General features: G+C 63.3%; 18 protein-coding genes. 13 read left to right on the top strand and 5 right to left on the bottom strand.

Going from position 1 to position 18404, the window contains the following annotated elements:
- Window positions 1-17 precede the first annotated feature (17 nt).
- The 3 genes from sctP to sctU are packed head-to-tail and all read right to left on the bottom strand — an operon-like array spanning window position 18 to window position 3897.
- Window positions 18-665 (bottom strand): type III secretion system protein SctP, encoded by a 648-nt coding sequence (gene sctP / locus PQR40_RS02755; RefSeq protein WP_408389572.1) that lies wholly within the window; start codon window positions 663-665, stop codon window positions 18-20.
- 12 nt (window positions 666-677) lie between these two features.
- Window positions 678-2726 carry a type III secretion system export apparatus subunit SctV gene (sctV, locus tag PQR40_RS02750; protein ID WP_408224189.1) on the bottom strand — a complete coding sequence of 683 codons (2049 nt, stop codon included), beginning with the start codon at window positions 2724-2726 and terminating at the stop codon, window positions 678-680.
- 34 nt (window positions 2727-2760) lie between these two features.
- The gene (sctU, locus tag PQR40_RS02745; protein WP_408224186.1) at window positions 2761-3897 is read right to left on the bottom strand and encodes a type III secretion system export apparatus subunit SctU; all 1137 of its coding nucleotides are present in this window, start codon (window positions 3895-3897) and stop codon (window positions 2761-2763) included.
- A gap of 287 nt (window positions 3898-4184) precedes the next feature.
- Here sctU and PQR40_RS02740 point away from each other — a divergent pair, with 287 nt between their 5' ends.
- The 10 genes from PQR40_RS02740 to PQR40_RS02695 all read left to right on the top strand — a co-directional run bounded on the left by PQR40_RS02740 (window position 4185) and on the right by PQR40_RS02695 (window position 13596).
- Complete coding sequence (locus PQR40_RS02740; protein ID WP_408224183.1) at window positions 4185-4742, top strand: HrpB1 family type III secretion system apparatus protein; 558 nt, start codon at window positions 4185-4187, stop codon at window positions 4740-4742.
- A 26-nt stretch (window positions 4743-4768) separates the two neighbouring features.
- The gene (locus PQR40_RS02735) at window positions 4769-5170 is read left to right on the top strand and encodes a type III secretion protein HrpB2 (RefSeq protein WP_408224180.1); all 402 of its coding nucleotides are present in this window, start codon (window positions 4769-4771) and stop codon (window positions 5168-5170) included.
- A 1-nt stretch (window position 5171) separates the two neighbouring features.
- Window positions 5172-5957 carry a type III secretion system inner membrane ring lipoprotein SctJ gene (sctJ, locus tag PQR40_RS02730; protein ID WP_408224177.1) on the top strand — a complete coding sequence of 262 codons (786 nt, stop codon included), beginning with the start codon at window positions 5172-5174 and terminating at the stop codon, window positions 5955-5957.
- A 33-nt stretch (window positions 5958-5990) separates the two neighbouring features.
- Complete coding sequence (locus PQR40_RS02725; RefSeq protein WP_408224174.1) at window positions 5991-6677, top strand: type III secretion protein HrpB4; 687 nt, start codon at window positions 5991-5993, stop codon at window positions 6675-6677.
- Window positions 6674-7591, top strand: a complete 918-nt coding sequence (sctL, locus tag PQR40_RS02720) for a type III secretion system stator protein SctL (RefSeq protein WP_408508385.1) — start codon at window positions 6674-6676, stop codon at window positions 7589-7591. The genes PQR40_RS02725 and sctL overlap by 4 nt, the downstream gene beginning before the upstream one ends.
- Entirely contained in the window at window positions 7588-8949 is a 1362-nt protein-coding gene (gene sctN / locus PQR40_RS02715; RefSeq protein WP_408334332.1) for a type III secretion system ATPase SctN, read from the top strand. Before sctL ends, sctN begins: the two co-directional genes overlap by 4 nt.
- 38 nt (window positions 8950-8987) lie before the next feature.
- Window positions 8988-9518 carry a hypothetical protein gene (locus tag PQR40_RS02710; protein ID WP_408334329.1) on the top strand — a complete coding sequence of 177 codons (531 nt, stop codon included), beginning with the start codon at window positions 8988-8990 and terminating at the stop codon, window positions 9516-9518.
- Window positions 9515-10321, top strand: a complete 807-nt coding sequence (gene sctT / locus PQR40_RS02705; protein WP_408389568.1) for a type III secretion system export apparatus subunit SctT — start codon at window positions 9515-9517, stop codon at window positions 10319-10321. The genes PQR40_RS02710 and sctT overlap by 4 nt, the downstream gene beginning before the upstream one ends.
- Before the next feature lie 119 nt (window positions 10322-10440).
- Entirely contained in the window at window positions 10441-12030 is a 1590-nt protein-coding gene (locus PQR40_RS02700; protein WP_408508384.1) for a hypothetical protein, read from the top strand.
- A 168-nt stretch (window positions 12031-12198) separates the two neighbouring features.
- A complete protein-coding gene (locus tag PQR40_RS02695; RefSeq protein WP_408334321.1) occupies window positions 12199-13596 on the top strand; it encodes a phenylacetate--CoA ligase family protein in 1398 nt (465 codons plus the stop codon).
- A gap of 92 nt (window positions 13597-13688) precedes the next feature.
- On the opposite strand, the gene PQR40_RS02690 is transcribed toward PQR40_RS02695, so the two are convergent.
- Window positions 13689-14060, bottom strand: coding sequence for a 6-pyruvoyl trahydropterin synthase family protein (locus tag PQR40_RS02690; protein WP_408224153.1), 372 nt, complete (start codon window positions 14058-14060; stop codon window positions 13689-13691).
- A gap of 639 nt (window positions 14061-14699) precedes the next feature.
- Between PQR40_RS02690 and PQR40_RS02685 the strand changes: the two genes are divergently transcribed.
- From PQR40_RS02685 to PQR40_RS02675, 3 genes are all read left to right on the top strand, one after another.
- On the top strand, window positions 14700-15260 hold the full coding sequence (locus PQR40_RS02685; protein WP_408224150.1) for an HrpB1 family type III secretion system apparatus protein: 561 nt from the start codon (window positions 14700-14702) through the stop codon (window positions 15258-15260).
- 162 nt (window positions 15261-15422) lie between these two features.
- A complete protein-coding gene (locus PQR40_RS02680; protein WP_408484118.1) occupies window positions 15423-16136 on the top strand; it encodes a hypothetical protein in 714 nt (237 codons plus the stop codon).
- Window positions 16137-16438: 302 nt separating this feature from the next.
- A complete protein-coding gene (locus tag PQR40_RS02675) occupies window positions 16439-17377 on the top strand; it encodes an alpha/beta fold hydrolase (protein WP_408508383.1) in 939 nt (312 codons plus the stop codon).
- A 27-nt stretch (window positions 17378-17404) separates the two neighbouring features.
- Here PQR40_RS02675 and PQR40_RS02670 read toward each other — a convergent pair whose 3' ends face one another.
- Window positions 17405-18331, bottom strand: coding sequence for a LysR family transcriptional regulator (locus tag PQR40_RS02670; protein ID WP_408224141.1), 927 nt, complete (start codon window positions 18329-18331; stop codon window positions 17405-17407).
- Between the last annotated feature and the right edge of the window lie 73 nt (window positions 18332-18404).

Here is an 18404-nt window from a genome sequence, read left to right as displayed (position 1 = left end):
CGTTATCCGGATCGTCGCTATGACACGTCGATAGAGACTTCGCGAGGGGTATCCATTTGTTGCAGTAGCGTGACCAGTTGTTCCTTTAAGACGTCTTCATGCCGGCAGATTAACTTTCTCGTGGGCTCGTGTTCGGTCTCGAAGCGAAGCGTCAAATCAAAATGCGAAAGGCCCAGCTCGAGTGTGCATTCGGGCAGCAAAGCGGGATCGAGCTTGATGCGGATCGTCCAGTTGCCATGCTCGACGATCGCGTCGTCGCTGCAGAAATCGACCACACGGGTGGCGAGAAACTGCATGAGTCCCGCGATACGCGCCTGCTGTTTTGCGAGCTCGGCGACGAACGGCGTCGTGTGTTCCTCCTGGCGGCGCTCTCGCGCCCGGATCGATTCCTGCTCGGCGACGTCGTCCCCGGTGTCTTCGTCGACCGGCACGGTCTCGTTGGGCAGCGTCGGCAGCACTGCATCGTCGCGTCCTGCGTCGGACACGCTGTGCGCATCGGTGTCGCGCAGCTTGCGCAGCAGGGTCCGCTCGCTGCGCAAACGCGCCTGGCGCAGCAAGGTGGCATAGTTGAAACCGCCGTGGCGCACCGGCGGGCGCGCGGGCGCCTCATCCGGGTCGGCGGATTCGACCGGAATGATGCGCGGGTGAACGTTGGTGCTGCACATGGAGGGGACCCGTCAGAGCGACACGCGGCCAAGTGGGCGCAGTTCGACGTGCTCGCCCAGTTCCTGGTACGAATACACCGGCAGCCATGCGATATGCGCTTCGACCATGCGGCGCACGTAGCGCCGGATATCCATTGAAGTGACCAGCGCGACGCCGTCTCGCTGACCGTTGCCGGTGTAGGACAGGATGCGCTCGCAGATTTGCCGGATCTGGTCGGGCTGCAGCGCGAGGAAATTGCCGGTAGGAGTCTGCTTGATCGACTGGCGGATATGCTGCTCGACTTCGTTGGTGAACAGCACTGCTTCGAGGGTCCGTGCGCCGCCGGTGGCGCGGTAGGCGATAAAGCGCGCGAGGTCGCCGCGCACATACTCGGCGAGCATCAGCATGTCTTTTTCCTTCGGCCCCCAGCTCACGAGACTCTCCATGATGCTGCGGGCATTGCGGATCGGCACGTGTTCCTCCAGCAGGCGCCGCAGCACATCGGCGATGCGCTGCAAAGGCAGTGCCTTCTGCACTTCGGCGACGAGGCCCGGATAGTCCGCGCCTAGCTGGTCGAGCACCCACTGCGTTTCCTGGATGCCGACGAACAGTTTGGAGCGCTGACGAAGCGCGCTGAGCGTTTCGTTGGCGATGACCTGTTCGGCCTGCCACACGGTCGCGTTCGGGGGCGCCTGGCGTTCGCCGATCCAGTGGCTGACCGGCATGCCGCCCGCAGGTCCGGCGGCTTCGCACAGTTGTGCTAATGCGGGGTCCGTAGCCGCGCCGGGCAGCATGACCTTGCCGGTGGGTATCTGCGTGCGCGCGCACGGCACGTCCTGGACGAGGATTTCATAGGTGCCCGCGGGTAGTTCGTCGCTGGTCCACATCGTGATGCCGGGGAACGGCAGGCCGATTTCTTCCTGCAGGCGCGTGCGTTGCACCTCGAACGCGCTGTCGAGCACGGAGGGCACGAGGCGGGCGCCAAGATCCACTGCAAGCCGCACGCCGAGCGCGCTGGTGAACTGCGGCGCATGCTTGAGGATGCTCGGCGCGTCGCCTTTGGCACCGGCGCGCTGTAGCGACATGACTTGCTCGCCGACCTCCACCTTGTGAACCGTTTTGCGTTGCAGACGATAACCCGCGAACGCGAGAGTCCCGGACAGCAGCAGGAACAGCGGCCACGGAAAACCCGGCACGGCCGCGAAGCCCAGCAGCAGCAGCGAGGAGAACCACAACGCGCGCGCGTTGCCGCCGAGCTGGCGCATCATTTCGTCGCCGAGCGACCGGCCGCCGTCGTTGGATTCGTCGGACACCCGCGTAATCATTACGCCGGCCGCGACGGAAATCAGCAGCGAGGGAATCTGCGAGACCATCGCGTCGCCGACCGACAGAATTGAGAAGCGGTTGGCGGCATCGGCCGCGGTCATCTCGTGATAGGCCATGCCGACCGCGATACCGGCCACCATGTTGACCAGCGTGATGATGAGGCCCGCGATCGCGTCGCCCTTGACGAACTTCATCGCGCCGTCCATCCCGCCGTAGAGCTGGCTTTCGACGGCGAGGCGGCTACGCTTGCGGCGCGCTTCCTCGGGCGTGAGGATGTTGGCGCGCAAATCCGCGTCGATGCTCATCTGCTTGCCCGGCAGCGCGTCGAGCGTGAAGCGCGCGCCGACTTCGGCGACCCGCTCCGAGCCTTTGGCGATCACGATGAACTGGACCGTCGAGATAATCACGAACACCACCAGACCGACTACCAGATTGCCGCCGACCACCAGCTCCCCGAAGCTTTCGATGATGTGACCGGCGTCTGCGTGCAGCAGGATCGACTTGGTCGACGCGATGTTCAGCGACAGACGGTACAGCGTCGTGAACAGCAGCATCGACGGGAACGACGACAGCGACGTGATGGTCGGCACATACATCGTGACCATCAGCAGCGTCACACTGATGCAGATATTGATCGACAGCAGCACGTCGATCACTTCGGGCGGCAGCGGCAGGATCATCAGCGAGATGATCGCGATCACCAGTACCGCGATGCCTACTTCCCCGCTGGCGGGTATTTTGAGCGTCTTAAGCATGAAAGGCTCCAGGAAAATGCAGTGAAAAGCGGGGCTACGGCAATCTGGCCATCGCGGTGGGTTCGACCGGCCGCGGCGGGTCCGCTGCGACCGCGCCGACTACGCCGATCGCGCCGGGTTCGCCGCGCGGCGCGCCGATCGACTGAACCCAGCGCAGAATGGCGGCGACCACTTCGAACAGATCCTCCGGAACGTTGCTGTCGAGTTCGACGCGGTGTAGCGCGCGTGCGACCGGCGGATTGGCTACGATCGGAATGCCATAGGCGGCGGCGAGGCGGCGTATCTCCAGTGCGTCGGCGTCCACGCCCTTGGCGAGGACCACTGGCAGCGCATGCTCGTGCGGCGCATAACGCAGCGCCACGGCGTAATGCGTCGGGTTGACCACCACGACGCTCGAACGCGACACGGCAGCCGGCCGCGTATCGCCCTTGATCAGTTCCTTGGCGCGTTTTTTCCGCTCGCTCTTGATCTTCGGATCGCCGTCGTGGCTCTTGCGCTCGCGCTTGAGCTCGTCCTTCGACATCCGCTGCGACTTCATCATCAGCCAGTGCTGGATCTTCCAGTCGACCGCGCCGAGCAACAGGTAGAGCAGACACGCCACCATCAGCAGCCTGACGACCGAACTCCATAGAATCACCGCGAGCTGTGGCAGCGGCTCATACAGCGCGCCGGTGATGAGCGGAAACAGCGAGGCGATGGTCTGCCAGAGCACGATCGCCAGTACGATCGCCTTGAGTGTCATCTTGACGAGATCGATCATCGATTTCTTCGAGAAAATCCGCTTCATGCCGGACCCGGGACTGATCGCGCTCAGCTTCGGGATCACCGGCGTAAAGGTCACCTCGACGCCGACCTGGCCCAGGGTCGCGACCGCCGCGGCGAGCAGTCCGACCAGGCTGATCGGTCCGCAGACCATCGCGCAGACGCCGAGCATATGCATCAGCGCGGACGACAGTGCCTGAGGCGAGCGGTCGGACGTGCAGAAGCCGAGGGCGATCGTGATTGCCTGATGCAACGAGTCGAGCAGCCAGCGACTGCCGAACTGGAACACGCCGATCATGGCGAGCAGCAGCGCCGCGGAAATCAGATCCGCGCTTTTCACCACCGTGCCTTTCTTCCGGGCATCCCGCAGTTTTTTAGGTGTTGGTGCTTCGGTCTTTTCTTCGCTCATGGTCGAGTCCCGTACGGGCCCGGCGGGCGGACGTTCTGTCCGCTCGCTCGGGTCTGCATTGCACGATAGCCGTTGCTGCCGGTTTGCCGGGGCCCGGGCGCGAAGGGTCGCCGGTCCACGCGAAGCAGAGTGCGCGGCGCGCGGACGACGCACTTCGATGTCGCCGCTGGGGCGACTTCGCGAATCTGCCGCTCGCTTCGTCTGGCGGCACGGCCTGGGGAGGGGCTGTTTGCTACCGTCTAACCGTCAGTACGAAAGAACCGTCAACTTCATGGACAGGACTGAAAATGAACAAGCAAATCGACGCAACGAATTGCAGTCACGAGCTGATCGGGGCGCTGACAGAGTTGCTCAGGATGGCGCTGGTCGACCAGTTTCCGGCGCCGCGCGTGGAGATCGGCGATACCGAGCATCTGCTCGAAGCCCTCCACACCATGCGGCCGAAACTCGGCGAACTATCGTTGTTCGACGGCTTCGCCTATATCGTCAAAGGCCATTGGCACGACGCCATCGCGGTGTTCGAGGCGCTTGTCGCCCGCTCGCTGTGCCTGCCCGGCAGCCGGGCCATGCTGGTTTACTGTTTGAGCGCCAGCAACAATTCCGACTGGCGCATCGTCGCGAATCAGGCACTCGACGAACCGCTTTCGGCGGACGCGAGTCTGCTGATCAGGTCGATTACCGTCCTTCAGGACATCAGGCAGGCGCGTGCGGAGGCCGCCGTTTCGGGGAAATTCGTGATTCCCGAATCGCTGCGTCCGCTCCCCGCAACGTCCCATGCCGCGCCGCTCGATGAGGTCCCCCTGATGAACATGGAGGTGCCGTTCAACGGCTACCTCCGCCTCTGATTCACCCCGTCTATCTGGAGAGCGCAATGGAAATCACCTTGTCGATGCTGCAAATGCAGGCCGCCGCCGCGCAGGCGGCGCAGGCGTCGGCCGCCGGCACGGTCGGCCAGCCCGTGTCGCCGCAGTTGTCCAGCAGCTTCGAAGCGATGATGCAAAACGGTGTAATGGGACCGGCGACACACGGTTCGGACCCGGCCGGCACCCTGGTCTCGGAGGTCGTGCGCGGCGAGGACACCGCGTTGCAGTCGGTGTCCAACGACATGCTGTTCATGCTGCAGAACTCCAGCTCGATGTCGATGCAGGAGCTGACTACCGCGTCCATGGCGATCCAGATCGAGTCGACCAGCATGCAGGTAGATATGCAGACCAAGATGGCGGTGGTGAACTCTTCGAAGGAAGCCCTCGAAACCCTGATGAAGAACCAATGACATGAACGTCCTGACCGAAACCAAACATCGCAGCGTGGTGTTGTGCATCGTGCTCGTGCTTTCCTTGCTGCTCGCTGGTTGCCAGAAGGAGTTGTACGGCAACCTGAGCGAGCGCGACTGCAACGAGATCGTTGCCGCGCTGATGCAGGCGGGCATCGACGCGCAGAAGGTCAGCGCCGATGGCGGCAAGACCTGGAGCGCGAAGGTCGACGAAAACGACATCGTGCGCTCGATGGAAGTCCTGCGTGAGCGCGGTCTGCCCGCACGCAAGTACGACGATCTCGGCGATCTGTTCAAGAAGGACGGTCTGGTCTCCACGCCGACGGAGGAGCGCGTGCGCTTCATTTACGGCGTCTCGCAGGAACTGTCCGATACCCTTTCGAAGATCGACGGCGTAGTGGTGGCGCGCGTGCATATCGTGCTGCCCGATAACGATCCGCTTGCACTGACGATCAAGCCGTCGTCCGCGTCGGTGTTCATCAAATATCAGCCGAGCGCCAACCTGGCGACGCTCACGCCGCAGATCAAGAACCTCGTGGTGCACGGCGTCGAAGGGCTGACGTACGACCAGGTTAGCGTGACCTCGGTGCCCGCCGACCCTCTGGCGCTCGAGGCGAGCCGCTCGTCCGGTGGCTTCCCGCTGCGCTGGCTCGCGCTATTTGCGTTCGGTCTGGGCGCGCTCGGCCTGCTGGTGCTGGTGCGCCGCACGAAGCCGGGCGGGGCGGGCGGCGGTGGTCTGCCGGCGGCTTTGCTCAAGCGCCGCAAGCAAGTGGAACCGGTGCATTGACGCGCATTGCCGACACCGGCACAAGGACCGCATATGACCGATACGGAACGGCATGGAAGCGTTGCGGCACAGCTTGCTGACCGGCTTCTGAAGTATCAGCGCAACCGCCTCGCGCTGTTCGACTGGATTCATCCCGGTTGGCTCGACACGGAGCTGTTTCGACTGCCGCCCGAGGGCTCGCGGGGTACGCATTGGCGGCTTGCGCGCGGGGTCGATGCCTGGCTGAGCACGATGGGTGCCGCGGTGCCGTCGCTCGAGGCTTTTCGCGGCGAGCACGCGCTGCTCGGCGCGCTGCCCCTCGAGGACGCACTGGGCGCGCTGCGCCTGCGCGCGCTGTATCTGCGCCGGGCGGAACTGCGCTACTGGGTCGATCGCGAAAGCCGCGAACTGGTGCTGCGCTGGCTCGGCCGCCACGGCTCCGCGGCGCTGCGCTGGCTGATCGAGACGCCGAATGCACCGTCGCTCGACCGGCTGATGCGTGATCACGACATGCGGCCGCTCGACGAGCTCGACGATCTGGACCTCGCGTGGGAAGGCTATTGCCTGTTCGCCGACAGCGGGCTGTGCGAACCGTCGATGCCGGCGGCGCTGCTGCGCTTTGTGTGGGCGCAGGGCGTCATGGAGCCGCAATGGCTGTCCGCGCACGGGGCACGACTACATGTGGATGACAGCGACAGGGTCATCCGCCGACTTGGCGATTTTTTTGGGAGCGATACATGATGATCTGGCTGAGAGAACCGGTTATCGCAGGCGCAGGCGCCACGCTGCAACTGGGCGTGGGGACGAACGACGACATTGTGCCGCGCGAGGCGCTGGCCCAACTCGTCGAACTGGACGACGGCTTTATCGCGCTGCAGAACCAGCACGCCGAAATACTGGCGCGAGCTCGCGCCGAGGCGGCGGAGATCGTCGCGACGGCGGCGGCGGACGCCGCTGCGCTGCGTTTGCTGACGCAGCGTGAATTTGACGCGGCCCAGGAGCGCGGCTTCGAAGCGGGACGCCTCGAGGCCGCGGCGCAGTGGTATGCGCGCACCGCCGAACTGCTGGCGCAGCGGCGTGAAATACAGATGTCGATGCGCAACCGCATCGCGGGGCTGGTGGTGTCGGCGGTGGAGCGGATCGTCGTCAATGAGCATCCCGCCGCGATGTTCGCAAGGGCCGCGACTGCGGTCGAGCGCATTGTCGATGGCAGCAGCTATCTGCGCGTGCGCGTCAACCCCGACCAGCGCGACGCGGCCGCCGAGGAGTTTGCGCGTGCCGCCGCCGGCTGGCGCGAGAACGGTCGGCCGGTGCAGATCACCGTGACTGCCGACCGCGCGCTGGACGTTGGCGCATGCGTTTGCGAAACGGATATCGGCTCGATGGACGCAAGTCTCGGCGTGCAGATCGAAGCGGTGCGCGGCGCGGTCAATGCGGCACTGCGCCGTGCGCTCGCGCAGGATCGTAAGACGACCGGTGCAGAACCCGCGGCCGGCGATGCGCAGGACGCCGGCGATACACCGCAAGACACCGACGACGCGCAGGCACCGCACGCCGCTCATGCCGAGCTCGCCTCGCTTGAACGGAACCTTCCCGACACGCTCACGCGGAGCGATCCACCCGCCGCCGACGCGCGCGTGCTGGAGCTCGCATGACCTCGTCTATCGCAGCCGATGCCGTCGTCGAGGATCTGGCGCAGCTCAATGTGCTGGCGGATTCGATCGAAGTGGAACTTGCGACTGGCGCGCAACCGTCGACGCGCGGCAAGGTACTCGAGGCGATCGGTACGCTGATCCGAGTCAGCGGGATCGACGTGCGCTACGGCGAACTGTGCGAGCTGCGCACGCCGCAGGGAGCGCTGATGCAACTCGCCGAGGTTGTCGGCTTTTCGCGCGACACGGCGTTGCTGTCGCCGTTCGGCCGGTTCGACGGTTTGTCGCGCGACACGCAGGTCATTGCCTTGGGCAAGCCGCTCGCGATTCCGGTCGGACCAGAGCTGTTTGGGCGCGTGATCGACAGCACGGGGCGGCCGATCGACGGGCTCGCTGCGATCGAGACGCTCGACACCGCGCCGATCTATGCGGCGCCCCCCAACGCGATGAGCCGTCCGCTGCTGGATCGGCCGCTCGACACCGGCGTGCGGGTGGTGGACGGCATGCTCACGCTCGGCGAAGGCCAGCGGGTCGGAATTTTCGCGCCGGCCGGCGTCGGCAAGAGCACGTTGATGGGCATGTTCGCACGCGGCACTGCCTGCGATCTGAACGTGATTGCATTAATCGGCGAGCGCGGGCGGGAAGTGCGCGAGTTCGTCGAGCAGATTCTCGGTCCGGAGGGCATGGCGCGTTCGATCGTCGTGTGCGCGACCTCGGATCGCTCGTCGATCGAACGCGTCAAGGCGGCCTACGCCGCGACCGCGATCGCGGAACATTTCCGCGATGCCGGCAAGCGCGTGCTGCTGATGATGGATTCGCTCACGCGCTTTGCCCGCGCGCAGCGCGAGATCGGCCTTGCCGCGGGCGAGCCGCCGGCAAGGCGCGGTTTTCCTCCGTCCATCTTCGCCGAACTGCCGCGTTTGCTGGAGCGCGCCGGTCTGTCCGCGCACGGCTCGATCACGGCGCTCTACACCGTGCTGGTGGAAGACGAATCGGGCAGCGATCCGATCGCGGAAGAGGTGCGAGGCATTCTCGACGGCCACATGATCCTGTCGCGCGAGATTGCCGCGCGCAACCAGTATCCGGCAATCGACGTGATGGCGAGTCTGTCGCGGGTGATGCCGCAGGTGACCGACGCCGCGCATATGGGCGCGGCGGGCCACGTTCGGCGCCTGCTTGCCAGGCATCGCGAGATCGAAACCCTGCTGCAACTGGGCGAGTATCGCGCGGGCGGCGACCCGGTTGCCGACGAGGCCGTGCGCAAGCACGATGCGATCCGCGAGTTCCTTTCTCAACGTACCGACGAGTTCAGCTCGCGTGCCGATACGCTGACGGCGCTGCAGGCGTTGCAACGGCCGTGACGGTCTGGCTTAACCGCATACAACGCAGGAGTAACGGCATGGCCGATCCCCGCCTGAAGGCATTTGCAATGGTGACGCGGCGGCTGGACCGCCTGCAGTCAGGCTTGCGCGAGACGCTGGCGGCGCAGCAGAAACAACGCGACAAAGCGATTGCCGAGGTAGAGCGCCAGACCCAGGAGGTCGCTCGCGCGGCCGACGAACTGCGGACGCACGAGGCGCGCATCGACGCGCTGCTCAACGGCAGCCGGGCGGTTCGCATCGACGACCTGCTGAGCTGGGAGGACCACCGTGCCCAGGCGGTGGAGCGGCGTGCGACGCAGGTCGGGGTGCTTGCCCAGTTGCGCGACGCGGTCACGCAAATCGATCTGAAGATCGCGCAGGCACGCACCGAGATCATGCGCAACGACGTGCGCCTCGATCACTGTAAGGAGCGCATCGCGAAGCTGCACGCGCAGGCGCAAACCCGGGCCGACGATATCCAGGACGAAGAGGCCGAAGAGGGTGTCGTCAACCGGCAGATCGCGCGCCGTGCGCAGGCGCGACGCGACGCGGGAGACATCGCGCGATGAACCAGTATCAGTTCGGTCTCCTGCAGTATGGCGTTACCTTGAGGGAGATGCTGCTGCTTTGCGGAATCTGCAGTATCCGGCTGCTGGTCATCATGGTCATCTTTCCGCCGACCGGCGACAACGTTCTGCACGGCACCACCCGCTCGGCGATCGTGGCGGTGTGGGCCGCGTACGTCGCGCTGGGCCAGCAGGCGTCGCTGCCGCAGCTGCACGGTTTCTTTCTGGTTTACGTCTGCGCGAAAGAAGCGGCGGTCGGGCTGGTGATGGCCTTCATTGCTTCGCCGGTGTTCTGGGTGGCCGAAGCGGTCGGCGCCTATGTCGACGACCTGACCGGCTACAACAATGTCCAGATGACCAACCCTAGCCAGGGGCGTGAGACTTCGCTCACGTCGACGCTGATGAGCCAGTGCGCAATGATCGCTTTCTGGACGCTCGGCGGGATGACGTATCTGCTCGGCGCGCTGTTCGAGTCGTATCGGCTATGGCCGCTCATGAGTGCGGCGCCGATACCGGGCGAACTGATTCAGGCATTCGTGCTGAGGCAAACAGACTCGCTGATGCAGTCGACCGCCAAGCTCGCGACGCCCGCGATGCTGCTGTTGCTGCTGGTCGACCTGGGTCTCGGCCTGATATCGAGAGCGGCTCAGAAGCTGGACCTCGTTTCCCTCTCGCAACCTATTAAAGGCGCGATGGCGGTGCTGATGCTGGCGCTGCTGACGGGCATGTTCATCGGGCAAGTGCGCGACCAGGTCGCGCTGTTGCATGTGGGCGAGCAGATTCGCGCGGTCGCGGGCAAGAAGTAGCGGATCGTGGGCGATTCGCTACGGTTCGGGACTGCTCCTGTCCTGTTGGCGAAGCAGTGGCGAGGCGTGCTGAAAAAACAGACGGCGGCGGGCGTGATCGGGTGCGACGTGCGGCACAGATGAAGCTGCGCTTGCAGCGACAGAACTTCGCGCTGTGCCTAAGGGTTTGCTCCAGTACATGGAAGAATCGAGTATGCGATTACGGGTGGAACGAGAGCATGGGTCACGGTGACGGGGTTAGACGGTCAGATTCGAGTCATCGCGATGACGACGATGATCAGCACACCCGGGCACGTTCCACAGTGCGCGTGGAGTCCACTCGCAGGCAAGGGTGGGTGGAAGGGCCATTCGGATCGATGCAGCCGCTCACGACGTCGCGCGAGTCTTCCCATGCGGGCGGGACGGTGCGCATACGGCAGCGCCGCACGGAGTCGCGGTACTCGTCGCTGGTCGTCGAGACGCCCGCCGAGGGCTACGTTCCGCAGACGCTGGCGCCTTCGCGGCGCAGGTCGGGAACAACGAATCGGTCGTCGCGCGACCAGGAACAACTTGCGCGTGATCTCGACGCGCTCCGGATAGGCGACCGTTTTGGGCCTCTGTCGGTGACCTACTCACCGGTTTCGCCGAGGGAAGGTTGGACAAGCCAGGGTTCCGAACCGCCCGGGATACCGCGTGCGCCCGAGCCGACCTTTTATCATGTGGACATGCCGACACAGTTCGTCGACGACGATCAGTCGACGCTGTCGCGCTCGACTACCGGAACGGCGCTCCAGAGAGAGGACTCCATGGCCGCGCTGGTGCCGCAGCAGGATCCCCACGCGTATTCCGGTCTGGACTATTGGCCCACGATGGCGGCGAAGACGCACGGCTCGGCGTCGGTCTGGACTGTCAGTGTAGTGACCGATTCGTTGGTGTCGATCGTGACGAACTCCGCCATGATCGGCAGAAACAGCATCGCGTCGGGCCTCGAGGGTTCACTGGTTGCGAGTCTTCTCGAGTGCAGCTTCGATACCCTGATACATGCGGCGACGACGGCCGTCTTCAAGTTCACAGAGCCGGGGAAGAAAATCAGTGCGAAGATGCATTCGAAAAACGAATCACGTAAGGATGCGGTTAAACGGGTTCGGCTGACGGCGATGGGAATCAGCCTGGCGGGCGGCAGCAACCCGATGATGAAATTGGCCCTCCAGTTTGCTGCGATGGCGATGCTGAAACAGGGTTTCGACGAGGTATCGATCAACCAGGAAATTGTCAGCACGGCGGTTTCTTCCCTGCTCGCTGCGCATATTCTGGGGGCGGGTGCGTTCGCGCGTTACAGGAAAGACAAGACGTTCAAGGACGACGTCGATGAAGTCGCCGGAAATTTTGCCAAGGCGGTGCTCGAATGTCGCGATCAGTTGCGAGCCAGCTATGGGTCGGTACCGCAAGACGACAACGCGATGGAACTCGGCCGGATAGTGTGGCCGCAATCGCCGCAGGTGCCACCGTCGTCGCCCGCGTTCCTGTCATCGCTGTCCCGCACCCCGTCCGTAGGCGCGTCGTCTGACACGGTGTTGCCGGCGCAGCCGCAATCCACGTACTTGCCGTCGCAATACCCGCAGTACCCTCCCTCGCAGTATCCCTATCCACCGGCACCGCAACAGCCGTCGCAAGATCCAGCGGAATCGTCGATCTGGTCATATGGCGACGGGTCGCAGCGGCCCGCATAACAGGCGGCCCGTTCTTTCCGCCTGAGCCGACCGTTTTTCGTCAGGCTCAACTTTGCGTGAAGGCGCCGACGTCGGCGTGGATGCGTGAGTTTGAATAAACCGGTATGTGCCGCGTACGGCTGCGTGCGGAAGGCGCGCCGGTCGCGTTGACCTGGTTCGGAGGCCAGCATGAAACAAGACATCTTGCCAGCGGATATCGTTCACCGGAAACTGATGCAGTATCGATCGAACCAGACGCTCGACAGAAGCTCGTTCGAACGGGTTCAGCTAACCAGATTCCGCGCACTGGTCGCCCACGCATATCGATGTTCGCCCTACTACCGGCGGCTCATCGACGAGCGCGCGATTCGACTGGACAGTTGCACGCCACAGGACTTTCCGGTTTTGACCAAAGCGCTGCTGATCGCGCATTTCGATGAAATCGTTACGGATCGTTCGCTCGACAAGAAGAGCGTGCGGCGCTTTCTTGCTACCGCGACCGGGCCGACCGAACTGTTGCACGGCCGTTACATCGTGCGGGAAACGTCCGGAACCTCGGGCGAGCGCTTGCCCGTGGTGTCGTCGCTCGACGAATGCGCGGGTCTCGCCGCCCAGATGCGACGCTTCGAGCCCGACGACAGCAGCGGGGCGAGGTTCGCGTTCATCGGCGTCACCAATCGCTATGCGGCGAGCTATATCGGCGTATCACATCTTTTTCCCGCGCACGCTCCGCACGAATTCCTGCCGATCGACGTCGGGATGCCGTTGCCGACCATCGTCGAACAGTTGAACGACTTCAGGCCGAACGTGCTGTGTGGATACACGTCGGCAATTCTGGCGCTGGCGAGAGTGCCCGAGGCCCAACGGACGGCCTGTCGGCCTTCTTCGATCAATTGCGTCGGCGAAGTGATGCTCGCGCCGGTCGGCAGAGAGATCGAAAAGGCTTTTGCATGCCCGGTAACGAATGTCTATGGCACAACCGAATTCGGCGTGATGGGGATCGGCCAGGGCGAGCATATGCTGTTGCTGGAAGACGATCTGATCTATGAGTTCATGGGCAATTACGTCAATGTGACAAGCTTGAACCAGTACACGATGCCGCTTATCCGCTACACGCTTCACGACGCGCTGGCGAGGCGGTTCGACCGTAGTGCCGGTCCCTATACGGTAATTTCTTCGCACTTCGGCCGGGCGGAAGAGGCGGTTCGCCTGCTCAACGACGAGGGACGCATGGACGAGCTGAACGCACTGGCGATCATCGGTTTGTCGCTCGGTATCGACGGCATGTCGCAGTGCCAGGTCGTGGTTGAGGGAGAGCGGACGATACGTTTCAGGTTCTCTCTTGCGGATTCGCTGCAGGAAACGCAGAAGCGGAAATTGCGGGCGAAAGTGCGCGACGATCTGATGGCGATGCTGAAAATGAAAAGCATGACAAAGGTGTCGTTCTGGCTGGATGAATCGACTGCGTCATTTGCCGATCCTCTGACGGGAAAGACACGGCTGGTGCATTACGGGTCGGGGGAGCACACGTACTGTGGCGCACGCGCAGCCGTGCCGCAGGGCACGATGGCATCCTGCCGGTCGTAACGTCAGGGTTCAGGCTCCAGCATAGCGTGGCAGGTGAAAGGGTGTCCGACGGCGCGCGGGAACAGACATGGACCCGCGGTGTCCCTGTTGCGTCAACCGGGATGGCAGATCAACTGGCAACGGTCGCCACTCGCCGGACGTTCGATGCCGACCCGGACCACGTTCGGCAGCACGGCCGCCAGCTTTTTATAGATGTAGGCGCAGAGGTTTTCGAGCGTTGCCGGACCCAGATCCGGAACTTCGTCCAGAAAGCGGTGATCGAGTTGATCGCGCACCGTCTCGATGTGTTCCTTGAGTACCCCTAGATCGACGATCATGCTGGAGGTCGTATCCGGTGTGCCGCTCAATACCACTTGCGCATGATAGGTGTGACCGTGGATCCGGCGGCTGCTGTCGGTCCCGATGTCCCGATCGAGCGTATGGGCGGCTTCGAAGAAAAATTTCTGACTGAGTTCGTATCGCATATCGGCGCTCCGTGTGGAAAATGGACTGGGCTACCCGTGCCGGTTCGGCGTTCGAGCAAACGCATGTCGCCAATATGCTTCGTTCACCGGATCAACGCAGCGATGCAGCGAAGTGTGTCGCAAAGAAACGAAGGGGGTGCTTCTCCATCGCGCCTGTACGCGGACGCGCGCGTCGATGAAAAAAGAATTCCCGGTGTCCCAAAGCAGAACACCGGGCGAGGGCGGTGCGACCTTCGATCTGGGAGAGACCGTGGTGCTCGCCAAAGAGACCGGATTGCACTGTATCCAGGCTGAGTCGCAACGGATGCGCAGCAAGGCCCGGCTCTCGCCAACTATGCGAAGAACGTGCTGAAGGCGAAATGGATGCAACCGGCGGCCCGTTCGCGAAGCAGGCCCACGATCTTGCGATCTCCTCGCGGGTGCTGGGCGGCGACAACCTGCGCCCCTATGGCTAACGCGTAACGATCCACAATGTATGCCGGTTCGCATTGCGCGACAGCACTGCGCATCCACGGATTGTTGCCCGCTTTCCGCTCGTGAGAATGGAGCCGGCGAAAAGATCATTCCCAAAGCCATGGCGGACCTCATCGCGCAATGATGGTTTTAACGCCTATTGATCCAGGCGTTTCGAGACCCGATATGGCTCAAGATCACGAATACACAGACTGTAGCGAGGAGCTGACATGCGCGCTTGCGGAACTGTTGCGCCTGTCGCTCGTCGCACCGTTTCCGTCGATCCGCTGCGATCCCGGCGATGTCGACGCGTTACTCGAGGCGCTGCACGCGCTGCGTCCTGCACTGCTCGAATTCTATGCGTTCGACGGCTTCGTGCACGCTGCGCGCCGCGACTGGCATGCCGCAATCGATATTTTCGCTGCGCTGACCGACAAGTCGATAGGCCTGCCGGGCAACGCGGCGATGCTGATCTATTGCGTCGCGGCTAACGGGGACGCGCAATGGCGAGCGCTGTCGGACGACATGCTGAGTGTGGAGAGTCTTGCCCGCGAGGCTCGCCTGTTCGTCATGTCCGTCGTTGCGCACTACGACATGGCCGAGGCGCACAAGCGGTCGCTGAGGACCGGCATCCTTGTCGAACCCGAATCGATGCAGCGGCTGCGCCGCGAAACTATCGGCGCGAATGCTGACACCCCCGCCAGCGCCGAACGGCGGTCGCTGGCTGAGCACTATCTGGGGCTTTGAAATCGAACCGGTGCTGGCGGGTGCCGTTTCGTTTGCGCCGCACCGGCTTCGCTTCGGCGCAGTCGACAGCGGTGGGCGACGAATAGAGTAGGAGGTGCAAATCAAGCCGCGGGCCGGATTGCGCCTGCATTTTCAAATTCTGAACCGCTAGTGAGCCATACTATGGATATAGTCAACACCACTTACGAACCGCCACCGTCAGGCGGAGCGTACACGCCGGAATCGACGCCGTTCTCGGGAACCCAGGGCGGCTCAGGGTCCTTCCCGGACGAAAGCGAAATCCAGGGATGGGTAAGCCAGATGTTCGGCGGCGGCGGCGGTGGTGGCAGCAGCTGGTTGGGCATGCTGCAACCGGCCGGCGAGAATAACTCGGCCTACCAGAGCGCGCTCAGTCAATGGCAGAAGACCGATCCGAGTGCCGCGAACCAGTTCAACTCGAACGCCAGCAATTCCAAGGACAAGAAGGCGACGATCAATAACCTGCAAATGGCGATCAACAAGGGAGAAATTACCAGGCAGCAAGCCTCCATCCTGTTGACCAAGGGACCGGCGGCGGGCGAATACAACTTCAACTCGAAAGGTCACACCGGTACGTCTGCGGGCGCCTATGCGATTGCGAATCAGACCGGGGGACCGCTCGACGGCGGTTCGTCGGATCCGAAGAAGTACGGCCGCGAGTATGACGCGTCGCAGGTGCTGTCCCTCGGGGGCTTACTAAAGAATCCGATCAGCACGCTGCTCGATCCGACCGTCAGCCACTCGTTCAGCAGCGTTATGGGCTCGGCCTTCAGCATGCTCAATCCGATAGGATCGATGCTAGGATCGGCCATGCCCATGATGGGCGGCATGGACAAAATGCTGGGTGGCCTGTTCTAGGACGCACGGGGCGAAGCGCGCAACAGCTCGGCGCGACGCGGGAAAGGATGGACGTGCAACGAGTCGCGTCAATTTTCGAGGAGACCCGTTGCGCTGCCGAACCGGCGCCGGCGGCGCCAACCGACAGCGGCCCGTTTACCGCGCCGGGTGCGAGGTCCTTCAGCCGCAACGAGCTGCGGTTTATCTGATGGGTCTGAATTTGTCTGCATGAACATGACATCGCTTGCGCGGAGTGGCCCTTTTCGTCTCCGTCGCACAATTGACCCTCGACCTGCAATCGGTCGGAACCGCTTAAAGACCTCATGAAAATCAAAGCCAACGGTCTGGACATCGAAGTCGAAGACTCAGGCCATGTTCTGAATGCCGCGGCCGATCCCGGGCCGGCGGTCCTGCTCATCATGGGGCTTGGAATGCAACTGATCGCCTGGCCTCCCGAGCTGGTACAAGGCTTTGTGAATGCGGGGTATCGAGTAGTACGTTTTGATAATCGCGATATCGGTCTGAGCACTCGTTTCGACGCCGCCACTCTGTCATTGAATACGATACTCGGCGCCAATGGAGCGACGCGACCGCCACCCTATACCTTGAATGACATGGCTGCCGATGCGGTGGGCGTACTGGATGCTTTGCAGATTCAAAAGGCGCACGTGGTCGGAGTCAGCATGGGCGGTATGATCGCCCAGCGCATGGCACTGAATGCGCGCAGCCGTTTGCTAAGCCTGACTTGCATCATGAGCTCAAGCGGCGCAACAGATTTGCCCCGCGGCAAACCAGAGATCATGCAGGCTATGCTACGCGGGGCCGATGGCACGGACTTGCAAGCTACCCTGGAGCATGCGGTCAAGCTGGTGCAAGCCACCTCCAGCCCGGGCTTCCCACCCGATATGTCCCGGGTGCGCGATAACGTGACCGCAGCGGCCGCGCGCTGCCGCTACCCGCAGGGCGTGCTGCGCCAAGTGGCTGCGGCGCGGGCCGACGGCGACCGCACAGCAGCACTGGCAGGGTTGCGTGCGCCCACTCTGGTGATTCACGGCAAGGCCGATCCACTGATACCTTTTGCCTGCGGCGAAGACCTTGCGAGGCGGATTCCGGGGGCGCGTCTGGAGGCCATTGATGGCATGGGCCATGACTTGCCGCTGGCCCTGATCCCCCGCCTGCTAACGCTGATGGCCGGGCATTTTGCTGCGCACTCGAAACCTGAACAACGCGCGTCGGGCGTTATCGCGGCGAGGTGCGCGTGAGAACGCGCAGGACAAAGCGCGTCCGGTCTATTCACCAGACAGGTAGGACGCATCAAGCGGCGCCATCCGCCGCAACGTCAACCTGAAATCCCGGGCTACCGGCGACAGCGTGCCCTCGCGCCGGCGGATCAGACCGATGGTGCGCGCCACCGTCGGTTCGACGAGCGGGCGGATTGCGATACGCGCTTGCGTGTCGCGCGGCATCGCGCAGCGCGGGATGATCGAAATGCCCAGGCCGGCTTCGACCAGGCCCAACGACGTGGTCAGATGCTCTATCTCGATCAGCCGGTCGGGCCGCCAGTCGATATCCCTGAGTGCCGCGTCGAGCATCCGGCGATTGCCGCTCGTCGTGCCGGACACGATCAACGGCCATGGCCGCAACTCCCGCCATGCAACGGTTTCGCGCGCGGCAAGCGGATGATCGATGGGGCAGGCGAGCACATAGGGATCGGTGAGCAGTTCGTCGATTGCGAGTTCAGGCGTTTCGTTTACCAGAAAGGCAATGCCGAATTCCGCGTCGCCATCCGATACGCGGCGCGTCACGGTCGCCAGATTTGTTTCGATCAGCCGCAAACGCACTTCGGGGCGCCGGCGGTGATAGTTGCCAATGATCTTCGGTAGCAGGAATTTGGCGACCGTCGGGATGCACGCGATTGTCAATTGCCCTGAGTGGCGGCGGCTCGCTTCGGTGACGAGCTGCAGCGACGCTTCCAGTTCGCGCAGCACGCTTTGCGCGCGCGGCAGGAACAGTTGGCCTGCCTGCGTCATCACGACGTTGCGCGTGGTGCGTTCGAACAGGATCACGTCGAGCGCTTCTTCCAGCCGTTTGATGCGCCGCGTCAAGGCCGATGCAGACAGGCTCAATTCGATCGCGGCATCGTGAAACGAGCCGTGCACTGCGACCGCCACAAACGCTCGCAGTGCATCCAGATCGACCCCGGGAAACTGGTTCATCGTAGTCCGCCAACTATTGCGTGTGACGCAATAATAATCACGTGCTGTGCAATTCACAAATCCGTCGATGCTG

The organism is Paraburkholderia sediminicola (assembly GCF_046026855.1).
Classification (GTDB): Bacteria; Pseudomonadota; Gammaproteobacteria; order Burkholderiales; family Burkholderiaceae; genus Paraburkholderia; species Paraburkholderia sediminicola_A.
Note: the sequence above shows the minus strand (reverse complement) of the source record. Positions and strands in the feature narration are given on the sequence as shown.

Excerpts from the sequence above, each read along its gene's own strand:
- sctP (WP_408389572.1), bottom strand. The coding sequence starts at position 665 with ATGTGCAGCACCAACGTTCACCCGCGCATCATTCCGGTCGAATCCGCC.
- sctV (WP_408224189.1), bottom strand. The coding sequence starts at position 2,726 with ATGCTTAAGACGCTCAAAATACCCGCCAGCGGGGAAGTAGGCATCGCG.
- sctU (WP_408224186.1), bottom strand. The coding sequence starts at position 3,897 with ATGAGCGAAGAAAAGACCGAAGCACCAACACCTAAAAAACTGCGGGAT.
- PQR40_RS02740 (WP_408224183.1), top strand. The coding sequence starts at position 4,185 with ATGAACAAGCAAATCGACGCAACGAATTGCAGTCACGAGCTGATCGGG.
- PQR40_RS02735 (WP_408224180.1), top strand. The coding sequence starts at position 4,769 with ATGGAAATCACCTTGTCGATGCTGCAAATGCAGGCCGCCGCCGCGCAG.
- sctJ (WP_408224177.1), top strand. The coding sequence starts at position 5,172 with ATGAACGTCCTGACCGAAACCAAACATCGCAGCGTGGTGTTGTGCATC.
- PQR40_RS02725 (WP_408224174.1), top strand. The coding sequence starts at position 5,991 with ATGACCGATACGGAACGGCATGGAAGCGTTGCGGCACAGCTTGCTGAC.
- sctL (WP_408508385.1), top strand. The coding sequence starts at position 6,674 with ATGATGATCTGGCTGAGAGAACCGGTTATCGCAGGCGCAGGCGCCACG.
- sctN (WP_408334332.1), top strand. The coding sequence starts at position 7,588 with ATGACCTCGTCTATCGCAGCCGATGCCGTCGTCGAGGATCTGGCGCAG.
- PQR40_RS02710 (WP_408334329.1), top strand. The coding sequence starts at position 8,988 with ATGGCCGATCCCCGCCTGAAGGCATTTGCAATGGTGACGCGGCGGCTG.
- sctT (WP_408389568.1), top strand. The coding sequence starts at position 9,515 with ATGAACCAGTATCAGTTCGGTCTCCTGCAGTATGGCGTTACCTTGAGG.
- PQR40_RS02700 (WP_408508384.1), top strand. The coding sequence starts at position 10,441 with ATGAAGCTGCGCTTGCAGCGACAGAACTTCGCGCTGTGCCTAAGGGTT.
- PQR40_RS02695 (WP_408334321.1), top strand. The coding sequence starts at position 12,199 with ATGAAACAAGACATCTTGCCAGCGGATATCGTTCACCGGAAACTGATG.
- PQR40_RS02690 (WP_408224153.1), bottom strand. The coding sequence starts at position 14,060 with ATGCGATACGAACTCAGTCAGAAATTTTTCTTCGAAGCCGCCCATACG.
- PQR40_RS02685 (WP_408224150.1), top strand. The coding sequence starts at position 14,700 with ATGGCTCAAGATCACGAATACACAGACTGTAGCGAGGAGCTGACATGC.
- PQR40_RS02680 (WP_408484118.1), top strand. The coding sequence starts at position 15,423 with ATGGATATAGTCAACACCACTTACGAACCGCCACCGTCAGGCGGAGCG.
- PQR40_RS02675 (WP_408508383.1), top strand. The coding sequence starts at position 16,439 with ATGAAAATCAAAGCCAACGGTCTGGACATCGAAGTCGAAGACTCAGGC.
- PQR40_RS02670 (WP_408224141.1), bottom strand. The coding sequence starts at position 18,331 with ATGAACCAGTTTCCCGGGGTCGATCTGGATGCACTGCGAGCGTTTGTG.